This is a genomic window from Pseudomonas lini, assembly GCF_964063345.1.
GTDB lineage: Bacteria > Pseudomonadota > Gammaproteobacteria > Pseudomonadales > Pseudomonadaceae > Aquipseudomonas > Aquipseudomonas lini_B.
Window position 1 is genome coordinate 3,297,636 of sequence record NZ_OZ061318.1, and the last position, 12,378, is coordinate 3,310,013.

Here is a 12,378-nt window from a genome sequence, read left to right on the forward strand (position 1 = left end):
GGGGGGGCATGTGCTCCCCTTTTTTTTCGCCCGATATGTGGGAGCGAGCCTGCTCGCGATAGCGGAGTATCAACCAACCATGATGCTGAATGTCACACCGCATTCGCGAGCAGGCTCGCTCCCACAGGTTCTGCATCAAGTCAGTGAGAGCGGCTTTATCAGAATGCCATTCGCCATTGCCCCATCACGCCATGATTGCGGCTATCACCGGCGATCTCGCCGGTGAGGCCAACGCCAACTGTATGGTTTGTCGAAACCCCAAGATCCAGTCCCGCATCGAGCAACACGCTGTCGCGATCCAGCTCCGCACCGTAAACGGAGTAGTTGTTGCCGCCATTGACCAGCTGCTGACGGGTTTTGGTGTAGACCTCACCGTACGTATGTTTCCAGCCGGCACTGAATCTCGGCGTCAGTTGCATGCCGTTACCCAGCGTGTTGACCTTCGCCAGACGCAGGCCAAAGGTGCTGTTCATGTTGTTTTGGGCTTGCTCATGGACTTTCAGCGCCGCAGCACCGCCTTTTTCGGTATAGCCATCGCGCTGATAGCGTTGGTAGCCGAGGCTGGCGAACGGTTCGATGCTGGCGTTAGCGCGGCCCAGGTTGTAACCCACCTCAACGAAGGCTTGCTGGGTACTGGCGTCGTAGCTGCCCTTGGGGCGGTCGCTGAAGCCCGCGAAGGCTATCTGGCGTGTGTTGCTGCCGTCGTGGTTGCTGTAAGTCGCGCCAAGGCGAAGTGACATCGGGCCGTCCTGGCGCAATGCATAGGCCCCGAGGTGCCAGCTGTCGAGATCTCCGTCGAGTTCGCTGCTATCCAACCGAGTCCGGGATTTGCCGCCCATCACCCCCAAGCGCCATTCCTCGTCGATTCTCCAATCCGCTCCCAGCAACAGGCCCTCGGTTGTGTGCTGCAGGGGATAAACGTCGCGATCCAGTTTCCCGTTATGCCCAAGCGCTTGTAGCCAGACTCTGCCGTCGTCTTCGCTGCCGCCGGCGGCCAAGCGTGGTGCGTTGTTTCGCTTGTCGGGATTGCTGTAGGCACTGGCGCTATCCAGCTGGCGCATGGCCGAGAGCATGCTGGAACCTACCGGACTATCACTGGCCAGCGTCGCCTTTGCGAGGTTCGCATTGCTGTCGCCGGCCAGTAGCTCGATAGCCTGTGAAGCTGTTTCCTTGTTGGAAGCGAGCAGGGCGGTAACGGCGGCATTGGATGGCTGTTGAGCCACAGGAGCGTTTTCCGTGCGGGTAGACGACGGCGCGGCTGGACTGATTGGTTCCTTCAGACTGCGAGCAAATTCTCGACCGTTTTCGGTGGTCGCAACGCTCTCGAATGGCACCTCGTTGCGTGCGTAGGTCAGGCCTACTTCTTTCTTGTGGTACTGCAGGGTAGGAGTCATGAACGCGAGATTGTTTTCAATGGCTCCGAATTCGCCCTCCACGAGGTTTTCGGCCCTGATGATCGTGTGCTGGCTGCTTTGCGGGTAGTCATTGGGGGCAGCGACGATCTTCAGGGTTGCATTGCCGAGGCTGGCGGTACCCTTGACGTTGATGGTCTCGCCAGGAGCGTTGGCAGTAATTCCATAGACCAATACGGCTGTGCTAGACAGTTTCAGATCACCCGCTACCGTCGGGGCTCCGTGTAATTTGTCGACGTTAAGACGGCCTCGTACTGCCAGACCACCAACGCTGCCATCACCGGCAAAACTGCCTTGCTCACTGACGTCGACGTTACCTCCGATAATGCCCAGGTTGGTCAGGCTGCCTGTGGAAAGCACGAAGGCGTCGCCGCCAATCTTGCCTTTGTTTTCCACGCGGCCCAAGGTCAGTACTTTGCCCTCAATATGACCTTCATTGATCAGTGCTGCGTTGGGTCTTACCAGCGCACCGATAGAGAAATCTGTACTTTTGAGGGTCCAGCTTCCCTGCTTGACCTCCAGTCCATTGATGTTCCGGGTTTCACCCAGCGTGCCTCCTTTAGGAGCATCGAGTTGCAGGACATTGGTTCCGCCCCCGCCATCCAATAACCCGCTAAAACTTCCCCGGGGGAGAACAGTGATCAGATCATCTGCATCGGTCAGTTGAAGCGCTGGCTCGTTCTTTCCTTTGTATCCCTTGGCGACTGTGGTCCGAATGGTTTCTGGATCGCTGATGAAGGCATCGAGTGTCACGATCAGATCATTCGGTGTTTCAGCCGGGGTGGGCGCTTCAGGGATCTGCTGGGCAATTGCGAAATCAGTGCAACCCAGTGCCAGCGCAATCGCTAAAGCAAGGTGATGTGGTCGGTGTTTGTATTGAACGGGCATCGAGTACAGCCTCTTTTGAATAGAGACCAAACTCTAAGAGGGAGGCTATAGGTACCGATGTCAGCCGCTTCCGGCGGGCTTGCGGGGGTTGTCAGATGGGTTGTGTAGAAAATGGCCAGTCGTTTGAGGAGGACTGTTTTTGCCCGTTTGAGCTGATGCTTTTTCTGACAACGAATCAAGACAAGAGGGCTATCGCATTGCCAAAAACGCATCTGCCGCATGTTAAAGATCAAAAGATCGCAGCCTTCGGCAGCTCCTACATTGGGCCGGCGCGTACCCTGTAGGGGTTGCCGAAGGCTGCGATCTTTTGGCTTTTAACCTAACTACGGCTCAAATACGCCTTCCCATAATGCCGCTCCATCCGCGCCTGAATCAGTTCCAATCCAATCGACATCAACCAATAAATAATCGCCGCCGTCGTCAGCATTTCAATATAGCGATAGCTCGAGCGCCCATACGACTGCGCCAAAAACATCACTTCCCAAACCCCCATCACCGAAATCAGTGACGAGTCTTTGAGCATGGAGATGAACTGGTTGGTGGTGGGCGGGATGATGGTGCGCATGGCCTGGGGCAGGGTGACGCGCCAGAAGATCACGGTTTCGCGCATGCCCAGGGCCAATGATGCTTCGCGTTGGCCATGGGGGACACCGAGGATGCCGGCGCGGAAGATTTCGCTCAGGTAAGCGCCGTAGTTCAGCGACAGCGCGATGATGCCCGCGGCGATGGCGCCCGGCACGATGCCCAATTGCGGTAAGCCGAGGTAGATCAGCAGTATCTGAATCAGCAGCGGTGTGCCGCGAAAGAACGAGGCATAGAAGCTCGCGATACCGAACGCCACGGCGCTTTTCGACAGCCGCGCCAGGGCGGTGATGAATCCTAGCAGCGAGGACGTCACGATCGAGCACAGACACAAAAACAATGTCAGCGCCGCACCTTGCAGAAAGCCGTTGGGCGCCAGGTGCAGGCCGATCAGGTTCGGCAGTTTATCGAGGATGATCGAGAACTTCAGGTCGAAGCTCAGGAAGAAACTCGCGAACAAGCCGAACATCGCCGCCCAGGTCAGGTACAGCCGCGTGCGGAAACCGAAAATCCGTTGCAGCAATGACTCAGCCACTGGTTGCGGCGGCTGAGGTGGTTTGGGGAAAGAAGTCATTTGCTGATGTCGGCGCCAATCCATTTTTGCGACAGTTTGCTCAGGGTTCCGTCTTGTTTCAACTGAGCGAAAACTTCACGCACTTTGCTGTTCCACTGCACGTCGCCTTTTTCGATGGCCACCGAGTTCGGCTCCGAGTACAGCGGCTGGCCGGCGAGTTTGAAGCGCTTGTCTTCATTCAGGCGTGGTTGGGCAGTGACAAGGTTGGTGAGGATCGCATCCAGACGCACGCCAGCGCCCAGGCCCAAATCCTGGAAGGCCACGTTGTCGGTGTCATACGGGGCGATCTGCACGTTCTCGAACGGGTACTGCAGTTGGGTGTCTTCGGCGCCTTCGATCACCAGGTTTTTGTTCAGGTAGCTTTCATAACTGGAGGCGCTGGTGAGGCCGACTTTTTTGCCGCTCAGGTCCTTGGCGCTGTGAATGCTGTCGTTCTTGGCGTTGACCACAATCACGGCAGGGGACGCGTAGTATTCAACCGGGAAGTCGAAGACTTCGGCGCGGGCCTTGCTCGGAGTCATGGAGCAGATGCAGATGTCGTAACGCCCGCTCCAGCGGCCGGCGGCGATCACATCCCAGGACGGCGTTTCGAGGCGCAGCTTGACGCCCAGTTTGTCCGCCACGGCCTTGGCCACGTCGACGTCGAAACCGTCGAGCTGGTTTTGATCGTTGAGGAACGAGAAAGGTGGATAGCTTTCCATCAGCACGCCCACCAGTTCTTTCTTTTGCTCGATGCGATCCAGGGTGGCGCCCGCAAAGGCTTGGGTAGAGGCAGCCAAAATCGTCAGGCCCAGGGCCAGCAGTGGTTGAAATTTCACAGTTGATCCCTGAAAAAAAGAGGTTGTTATTAACCGAGTGGTGCGTATTAAATAGTTATAAGAAGGACTCTGATAGTGAGTTATTTTCATAAGCTTATGAGTGAAAAGCATATGGGCGCAAATACGGTAATTCTGGATGGCGGCATGGGTCGGGAGCTGCAACGCCGAGGGGCGCCGTTCAGGCAGCCCGAGTGGTCGGCGCTGGCCTTGAGCGAGGCGCCGCAAGCCGTAGAGGCGGTGCACGCGGCTTATATTGAAAGCGGTGCCAACGTGATCACCAGCAACAGTTACGCAGTGGTGCCGTTCCATATTGGTGAAGAGCGTTTTGCCGCTGAGGGTCAGGCGCTTGCGGCGTTGGCCGGTGAACTGGCCCGTCGTGCGGTCGATGCGGCGGGCAAACCGGTGCGTGTGGCCGGTTCATTGCCACCCTTGTTCGGCTCCTATCGTCCGGACCTGTTCGACGCTGCTCGCGTAACTGAACTGCTGGCGCCCCTGGTCAATGGACTGGCGCCTCATGTCGACTTATGGCTGGCCGAAACCCAGAGTTCGACTGCCGAAGCAAAGGCGATCCATGCCGGTCTGCCGAAGGACGGCAAGCCGTTCTGGCTGTCGTTTACCTTGAAGGATGAAGACACCGACGAAGTGCCGCGTCTGCGTTCGGGTGAGCCCGTGGCTGAGGCCGCCGCGGTGGCGGCTGAGTTGGGCGTCGAGACCTTGCTGTTCAACTGCAGCCAGCCAGAAGTGATCGGCGCTGCGATTGATGCGGCACGGGAAACGTTCGAACGCTTGGGTGTGAAGATTCACATCGGCGCGTACGCCAATGCCTTCCCGCCGCAGCCGAAAGAGGCCACGGCCAATGACGGTCTGGACCCGTTGCGCGACGATCTCGATCCGCCGGGCTACCTGCAGTGGGCGGCCGAGTGGCAGAAGCGCGGGGCCAGCCATTTGGGCGGTTGCTGCGGGATCGGGCCGGAGCACATTGCGGTGCTCGCCCAGAAACTGGTTTGAAAGATCGTTCCCACGCGCGGCAAAGGAATGCATCCGGCGACGCTCTGCGTCGCCTTCCGGATCGAACGCAGAGCGTCCGTGGCTGCATTCCCACGCAGGAGCGTGGGAACGATCATCAGGTGCGGCACTCCACCAACGTTTTCAACTGTCCCGATTCCGTCTGGTTTTCATCGGACAGCCACCGCTCGAACCCTGCGCCAATCGCCGGCCATTCCGAATCCAGAATCGAATACCACGCCGTGTCTCGGTTCTGACCCTTGACCACCATGTGCTGACGGAAAACCCCTTCAAAACTGAACCCCAACCGCTCGGCCGCGTACTTGGAGCGGGCATTGCCGTTATTGCATTTCCATTCCAGACGCCGGTAACCCAACTCAAAGGATTCCCTGGCCAGCAGGTAAACCGCTTCGGTACTTTTTGGTGAGCGTTGCATGGCTGCGCCGAAGGTCACATGGCCGATCTCGATGCGGCCCTGAGCAGGGACAATCGACATCAGGCTGAGAATACCCTGCACGTCGCCGCTGGCGCGGTCGATCACCGTGAAGAAATACGGGTCGCTGTTGGCCGCGTGGTTGTTCAGCCAATCATTGAACGCGCTGCGCTCCGGGAACGGACCGTAAGGCAAATAGTCCCAGAGTTTCGGATCCGAGCCCGGGCCTTCGAGGGCTTTCCACAAGCCGTCGGCGTGACGGGGCGGGTCAAGTTTTTCCAGGCGGATGAAACGCCCTTCGATCAGCTGAACCGAGGGCGGCGGAACGCCTTTCCAGTCCGCGAGTGAAGTCGACATGCTGCTCTCCTTGAACCTTATAGGGCGTGGCGAAACTGGATGAAGCCGGGACGCTCGGCGATGCGCTCATAGAGCTGGATCGCGGTGGCGTTGGTTTCGTGGGTCAGCCAATGAACCTTGCAGCAGCCATCGGCCTTGGCCGTGGTGTAGACGAATTCGATCAGTTGCCGACCGACACCGGTGCCACGGGTTTCGGGCGTCACCAGCAAGTCTTGCAGATAACAGGAGTTTTCGATGCTCCAGTTCGAGCGGTGATAGATGAAATGCACCATGCCCACCGCTTTGCCATCGGCCCAGGCCAGCGCCCCATGGGTCGGCTCACCCAGATCGAGCAGGCGCTGCCAGGTGCTCTGGGTGACTGCATCGGGCAATTCGGTGTTGTAGAAGCGCAAGTAGGCTTGCCACAACGGCAGCCAGGCAGCGTGATCGTCGGCGGTGACTTGGCGGATGTCGATCTGACTCATGTGGGTTCCTTAACGCATCAAGTGGGCGAGGGCCTGGTCATGCACATCAGGGCTGGCGGCCAGCCCCTCGCGCACACCGGCGATGTCTGCAGCATTGCGGTTCTGGCTGAGCTTGCGTTTACCCTCCAGACGCTGGATCGGCAAGGCAAAACCGACGATGGCCTTGAGCATCCCATCAATGTAGTCGGTGGGGGCATCGGCGACTTTCCATGGATGGGTGCGACCCGACTCATGGCGATCAGTCAGAGTGCTGACCAGATTGCGCAGGCGATCGGCGTCGGTGAAAACTTCGGCCATGCCATAGGCGTGCACGGCAACGTAATTCCAGGTCGGCACGACTTTGCCATGCTCGGCTTTGCTCGGGTAAAACCCCGGGCTGACGTAGGCATCGGCACCGGCAAAAATCACCAGCGCCTCGGCGCCGTTCTGCAATTCCCGCCATTGTGGATTGGCCCGAGCGAGGTGCCCGTAGAGAGTGCCATTCGGGCCGTGGTCGACATTCAGCAGCAATGGCAGATGACTGGCTTGCAGGCCTTGCTCACCGTGGGTGACCAAGACCGCGAGACGAGTCCCGAGAATCTGCTGATGCAGTTCATTCAAATCATCGATAGCGAAAGAACCGGGCGTGTACATGGAAGTTTTCCTTGGCGAATGCCTGCATCCTAGGCAGGCTATTGGTCTGTTGTAAGAGCCATTAATGACCAATTTCATAGGTCCATTATCATGTCGAACACGCCGCTTCCTTCTTCATTCAACCCCGCGGGTATCGAACTTGACCGCCGTCTGGGCCTGAGTCGTCAGCTCTATCAAGCGCTACGGGTGCGTGTGCTCGACGGGCGACTGGCCAGCGGCACACGACTGCCGGCCAGTCGCGATCTGGCGGCGGCGTTATCGATTTCCCGTAACAGCGTGGTCCGTGCCTACGATCAGCTTTACGCTGAGGGCTTCATCGAGGGGCGTGTGGGTGACGGGACTTATGTCGCGCAATTGCCTAAAGCCGCGCTGTCGGTGAAAAAACTATCCACAAAAGTATCCACAGGGTTTTCAACAGGGTTACCCACAGCCTTATCCACAGATTGGCTGGATTTACCTGTGCTTTCATCCAGTAAAGTTATCCACAACGGTGCTTTGGGTCGGGTTGAAAAGAACCATTTGGCCTTGCCTCCCAGTGGTCCGCCTCGGGCATTTCGTGTCGGCGTTCCGGCCTTTGATCTGTTTCCCTTCGAGGTCTGGGCCAAGCTGAACGCGGCTTTCTGGCGTAAGCCGGATTTACGGCAACTCTGTTATGGCGATCCGGCGGGTGATGAACGCTTGCGCGGATTGATTGCGGCCTACTTGCGCAGCTCAAGGGGTCTGCAGTGCTCGGCTGAGCAAATAGTGATCACCAGTGGCGCGCAACAGGGGATTAGCCTTTGTGCACAGTTGCTGGTGGAGCCTGGCGATGGAGTGGGCATTGAAAATCCGGGGTATCGAGCGGCGGGTCATGCGTTCGCTGTTGCCGGCGCGCGATTGCACGGGATAGCGGTGGACAGTGAGGGCATTGATTGCACCGAATTGGCGGCGCTCAGCGATTGTCGATTGGCTTACGTCACGCCGTCGCATCAGTACCCGACCGGGGTGGTCATGAGTCTGGCGCGACGTCTTGAATTGTTGGCCTGGGCCGAACGCACCCAAGGCTGGATCGTCGAGGACGACTACGATGGCGAATACCGTTACAGCGGCGCGCCACTGGCACCGTTGGCTGCACTCGATCGGCAGGGGCGGGTGCTGTATGTCGGCACCTTCGGCAAGGTCGCATTCCCGGCATTAAGACTGGGTTATCTGGTATTGCCTCCCGGATTGGTTGAGGCGTTCTCCCAGCGTCGTGCGGTGGACGTGCGGCACTCGGAGGTCAGCACTCAAGCGGTAATGGCTGAGTTCATGGCGGCCGGGCACTTCCAACGACACATCCGGCGTATGCGCCGTGCTGCATTGAGTCGGCGTAACGTCTTGCTCAATGGCTGGCCTGTGGATATCCCGGGCGTCGGTAAGCTACCCAGTGTGGCGGCCGGTTTGCACCTGACGGTACGTGTCGAGAGCATGGCTCGTGAGCGCGAATTGATCGAACAAGCCACCAGCGTCGGGGTGGAGGTTAATGGACTGAGCAGTTATTGGCTGCCAGATACGACGCTCCCCGAGGACCAGCGAGCGGGGCTGGTCCTGGGGTTCGCCGCAGTGCCGGAGGCGGCTATCGAATCGGCACTGGCGAGGCTCAAGGAGATCTGGATTCCGGTGTGAGCCACGCCACCCGGATCAGGTGCCGGACTTGATCTTGGTCCAGGCGCGGGTCCGCGCCCGCTCAGCATCGCGAGGTAACGGTTGCAGGGTGTAGAGCGTGCTCATCGCCGCTTCGGTCGGGTACAGGTTCGGGTTGTTGCGGATCGCCGGGTCGACCATTTCCGTGGCGTCCTTGTTCGGGTTCGGGTAACCGACGAAGTCGCTGACCGGTGCAATGACCTGAGGTTGCAGCAAGTAGTTGATGAAGGTGTAAGCGTCTTCCGGGTTTTTCGCGCCTTTGGGGATCGCGAGCATGTCGAACCAGATCGGCGCGCCTTCTTTGGGCAGGCGCATGTCGACGATCACACCATTCTTGGCTTCCTTGGCGCGGTTGGCGGCCTGGGAGAAGCTGCCGGAGTAACCGACCGCCACGCAGATGTCACCGTTGGCAATGTCGGCCATGTACTTGGACGAATGGAAGTAGGTGATGTACGGACGAATCTTCATCAGCAGCGCTTCAGCCTTGGCGTAGTCCGCCGGCTTCTTGCTGTTGGGGTCCAGGCCCAGGTGTTGCAGGGCCAGCGGCAGGATCTCCGACGGCGAGTCGAGCAGGGCTACGCCGCACTGCTTGAGCTTGCGGATGTTCTCTTCCTTGAAGATCAGGTCCCAGCTGTCCACCGGTGCGTTGTCGCCCAAAGCCGCCTTGATCTTGTCCGGGTTGAAGCCGATCAGAATGGTCCCGTACATGTACGGCACGGCGAATTTGTTACCCGGGTCGTTGGCTTCGATCAGCTTCATCAGCTTCGGATCGAGGTGATTCCAGTTCGGCAGTTTGCTGCGGTCCAGCGGCTGGAACACCCCGGCTTCGATCTGCTTGGCGAGGAACACGTTGGACGGCACCACCACGTCGTAACCGGAGTTGCCGGTCAGCAACTTGGCCTCCAATGCTTCGTTGGTGTCGAAGATGTCGTAGACCAGTTTGGTCTGGGTGTTTTGGGCTTTGAAGTCTTCCAGCGCTTTGGGGGTGATGTAGTCGAACCAGTTGTACACCCGCAAGGTGCGTTCTTCAGCGTGAACAGCACCATTGAGTAACGTGGCGCATAGCACTGTGGGGAAGAGCGCTGGCGCGATAAAACGCTTGAGTCGGTTCATTTGTTCTAATTCCTCTGGGCACTTTCAAAACCTTCGAGAACGTTCACGGCATTGATGCCGATTTCTTCCACCGCGTAACCGCCTTCCATCACGAACAGCGTCGGCTTGCCGAGGCCCGCGATGCGCGCGCCCATCGCCAGGTAATCCGGGCTGTCGAGTTTGAATTGGGAGATCGGGTCGTCCTTGAATGTATCCACACCCAGAGACACGACGATGATGTCGGCGCCGTACTTTTCGATCTCTTTGCAGGCCTGCTCCAGCGCCGCGCTCCAACGGTCCCAGCCCGACCCGGCGGGCAAAGGGTAGTTGAAGTTGAACCCTTCGCCAGGGCCTTCACCGCGTTCGTCTTCGTAGCCGAGGAAGAAGGGAAACTCGGCTTCCGGATGACCATGGATCGAGGTGAAGAGCACATCGCTGCGCTCGTAGAAAATCGATTGGGTACCGTTGCCGTGGTGGTAATCGACATCGAGGATCGCGACCTTTTTGTGGCCTTGATCGAGGAAAGCCTGAGCGGCGATGGCGGCGTTGTTGAGGTAACAATAACCGCCCATCAAGTCGCTGGCGGCATGGTGTCCCGGTGGACGGCACAAGGCGAAGGCACTGCGCGCTCCACGCTGGATCACCGCTTGAGCCGTGAGGGCAACTTGCGACGCGCTGTACGCCGCTTGCCAGGTGCCGGCGGTAATCGGTGCGCCGCCGTCGAAGCTGTAATAGCCGAGCTGGCCGTGCAGGCTGGTGGGCATGATCCGGCGCAAGGTGCGGGCCGGCCAGGTATAGGGCAGCAAGTCGCCGTCTGTTTTGAATTCGGTCCAGCGCGCCCAGGCTCCTTTGAAGAAGTCGAGGTAGTCGCGGCTGTGGACGCGCTCGATCGGCCCGAGGCCGAAGTCCTCCGGCGCCTCGACCGGGCCGAGACGGCGGTACTGCACGCGTGCCAGCACATGGTCGGCCCGCGAGGGCATCTCGAAGCAGGGCATCAATTGCCCGTCCATCAATTCACAACGACCGTGGTGCAGGTGGTGATCGTCCGAGTAGATCGTCAGCATTCTTGTTCTCCGCAGGCTGATTCGGTTTGCATACAGTCTTGCGGCGGGCGGCGTTTGGGAGAACGGCAAGAAAGGCCAAAAGGGGATCGATATGGCCAAAAGATTTGACCGAAATTCGCCCCTCTGTGGCGAGAGAGCTTGCTCCCGTTGGTCTGCGTAGCAGACCCAAACCGCACACCGCGTTCTTCCATTCAAATAGCGGTTGCCGGTTTTACGACTGCTGCGCAGCCGAGCGGGAGCAAGCTCCCTCGCCACAGAGGTAGATCACGGCCGGAACTGGCTGGGCGCCACGCCACTCCAGCGCACAAACGCATGGCGGAAGCTCGCGGTCTCGCTGAACCCCAACGCCTCGGCAATTCGATAAATCGGCAATTGATCTTCGCAGAGCATTCGCTTGGCCTGCTCGAAGCGCAACTCATCGAGCAGTTCCTGATAGCTGCAACCCAGGCCCTTCAGATGTCGACGTAGCGTGCGCGCCGAGCAGTTCAGCTGTTCGGCCAACCCATCCAGGCCCGGCGCCGCGCTCAGTTGCGCCGCGAGTAGTTGGCGGATACGCCCGAGCCAGGCCTGACGCCCGGTGAATTCGGTGTTTTGCTTGCGGCAACGCTCGGCCATGGCCTGGTGCGTAATGGCGTCGGCCAGAGGCAGTGGTTGTTCGAGCCAGTGTTTATCGAAGGCAAAGGCATTGGATACTGCCTCGAACTGCAAGGGGCAGTCGAAACGCTCGGCGTAGCGCGCGTGATAGTCCGGCGCCGGGTGTTCGAAGCGGGCTCCGAGCAGAGGCAGAGGGTGGCCGAGCAAGTCTTCGCAGGTGACTTTCATAGAGACCAGGCAAAACTCGACATTGAACGGCGCCAGCGCCGGATTCTCCCGATAGTCGCCGGCGGTGAGCCAGATGCGTTCGCCATCTTCTTCCAGGCTCAACTCGAACAGTGTTCCCAATAGCGCCGGATAGTGCAGCCCCAACCGCAAGGCGTCACCCAAAGTGGCGCTGGTGAGTAAGGCGTACCCGAGCATGCCGTAGGAGGAAACGTGCATCCGCCGGCCCAACTCCAAGCCGATATCGTGGCGTAACGCGACGGCGTTGGCGCAAACCAGCATCTCTTGGTTGGTGGTAATACGCGTATCCGCCCGGCTCAGATCCGCCGCATTGATGCCGCTGCCGGCCAGCAATGCATCGCTCGACAGGCCTTCGGCCTTGAAGGTGTTGAGTACCAGGGAGACGGCGTTGAGGGTGGTGAGATGGGAGTGGAGCATGGGGGCTTCCCGCGTTGGGCGTGCCGGAATGGGAGCAAGTTATATGCCGGTATGACCCGGCCCTTGTAGGAGCGAGGCTTGCCCGCGAAGCTTTTGGCGCACTTGAAGACGCCTTCGCGGGCAAGCCTCGCTCCTAC

11 protein-coding genes are annotated in these 12,378 nt (G+C 59.2%); 2 read left to right on the top strand and 9 right to left on the bottom strand.

Annotation, left to right across the window (positions count from 1 at the left end; translation table 11 throughout):
• Nucleotides 1-158: 158 nt before the first annotated feature.
• From AB3226_RS15075 to AB3226_RS15085, 3 genes are all read right to left on the bottom strand, one after another.
• Nucleotides 159-2,300 (bottom strand): autotransporter domain-containing protein, encoded by a 2,142-nt coding sequence (locus AB3226_RS15075; protein ID WP_367373604.1) that lies wholly within the window; start codon nt 2,298-2,300, stop codon nt 159-161.
• Between the two features lie 319 nt (nt 2,301-2,619).
• Nucleotides 2,620-3,456: an amino acid ABC transporter permease gene (locus AB3226_RS15080; RefSeq protein ID WP_367373605.1), complete on the bottom strand. Its 837-nt coding sequence runs from the start codon at nt 3,454-3,456 to the stop codon at nt 2,620-2,622.
• Complete coding sequence (locus AB3226_RS15085; RefSeq protein ID WP_367373606.1) at nt 3,453-4,274, bottom strand: ABC transporter substrate-binding protein; 822 nt, start codon at nt 4,272-4,274, stop codon at nt 3,453-3,455. The genes AB3226_RS15080 and AB3226_RS15085 overlap by 4 nt, the downstream gene beginning before the upstream one ends.
• Before the next feature lie 111 nt (nt 4,275-4,385).
• Here AB3226_RS15085 and AB3226_RS15090 point away from each other — a divergent pair, with 111 nt between their 5' ends.
• Nucleotides 4,386-5,282 carry a homocysteine S-methyltransferase family protein gene (locus AB3226_RS15090; RefSeq protein WP_367373607.1) on the top strand — a complete coding sequence of 299 codons (897 nt, stop codon included), beginning with the start codon at nt 4,386-4,388 and terminating at the stop codon, nt 5,280-5,282.
• Between the two features lie 115 nt (nt 5,283-5,397).
• On the opposite strand, the gene AB3226_RS15095 is transcribed toward AB3226_RS15090, so the two are convergent.
• Genes AB3226_RS15095 through AB3226_RS15105 form a run of 3 tightly spaced genes read right to left on the bottom strand, consistent with a single transcriptional unit; the run spans nt 5,398 to nt 7,166 of the window.
• Nucleotides 5,398-6,069, bottom strand: coding sequence for a GNAT family N-acetyltransferase (locus tag AB3226_RS15095; RefSeq protein ID WP_367373608.1), 672 nt, complete (start codon nt 6,067-6,069; stop codon nt 5,398-5,400).
• Nucleotides 6,070-6,086: 17 nt separating this feature from the next.
• A complete protein-coding gene (locus tag AB3226_RS15100) occupies nt 6,087-6,533 on the bottom strand; it encodes an N-acetyltransferase family protein (protein ID WP_367373609.1) in 447 nt (148 codons plus the stop codon).
• A 9-nt stretch (nt 6,534-6,542) separates the two neighbouring features.
• Nucleotides 6,543-7,166, bottom strand: coding sequence for an FMN-binding negative transcriptional regulator (locus tag AB3226_RS15105; RefSeq protein ID WP_367373610.1), 624 nt, complete (start codon nt 7,164-7,166; stop codon nt 6,543-6,545).
• Nucleotides 7,167-7,256: 90 nt separating this feature from the next.
• Here AB3226_RS15105 and AB3226_RS15110 point away from each other — a divergent pair, with 90 nt between their 5' ends.
• Nucleotides 7,257-8,810, top strand: a complete 1,554-nt coding sequence (locus AB3226_RS15110) for a PLP-dependent aminotransferase family protein (RefSeq protein ID WP_367373611.1) — start codon at nt 7,257-7,259, stop codon at nt 8,808-8,810.
• Between the two features lie 15 nt (nt 8,811-8,825).
• On the opposite strand, the gene AB3226_RS15115 is transcribed toward AB3226_RS15110, so the two are convergent.
• The 3 genes from AB3226_RS15115 to AB3226_RS15125 all read right to left on the bottom strand — a co-directional run bounded on the left by AB3226_RS15115 (nt 8,826) and on the right by AB3226_RS15125 (nt 12,241).
• On the bottom strand, nt 8,826-9,941 hold the full coding sequence (locus AB3226_RS15115; RefSeq protein WP_367373612.1) for a polyamine ABC transporter substrate-binding protein: 1,116 nt from the start codon (nt 9,939-9,941) through the stop codon (nt 8,826-8,828).
• A 5-nt stretch (nt 9,942-9,946) separates the two neighbouring features.
• Nucleotides 9,947-10,984, bottom strand: coding sequence for a histone deacetylase family protein (locus AB3226_RS15120; RefSeq protein ID WP_367373613.1), 1,038 nt, complete (start codon nt 10,982-10,984; stop codon nt 9,947-9,949).
• A 264-nt stretch (nt 10,985-11,248) separates the two neighbouring features.
• Nucleotides 11,249-12,241, bottom strand: a complete 993-nt coding sequence (locus AB3226_RS15125; RefSeq protein ID WP_367373614.1) for an AraC family transcriptional regulator — start codon at nt 12,239-12,241, stop codon at nt 11,249-11,251.
• Nucleotides 12,242-12,378: the final 137 nt, after the last annotated feature.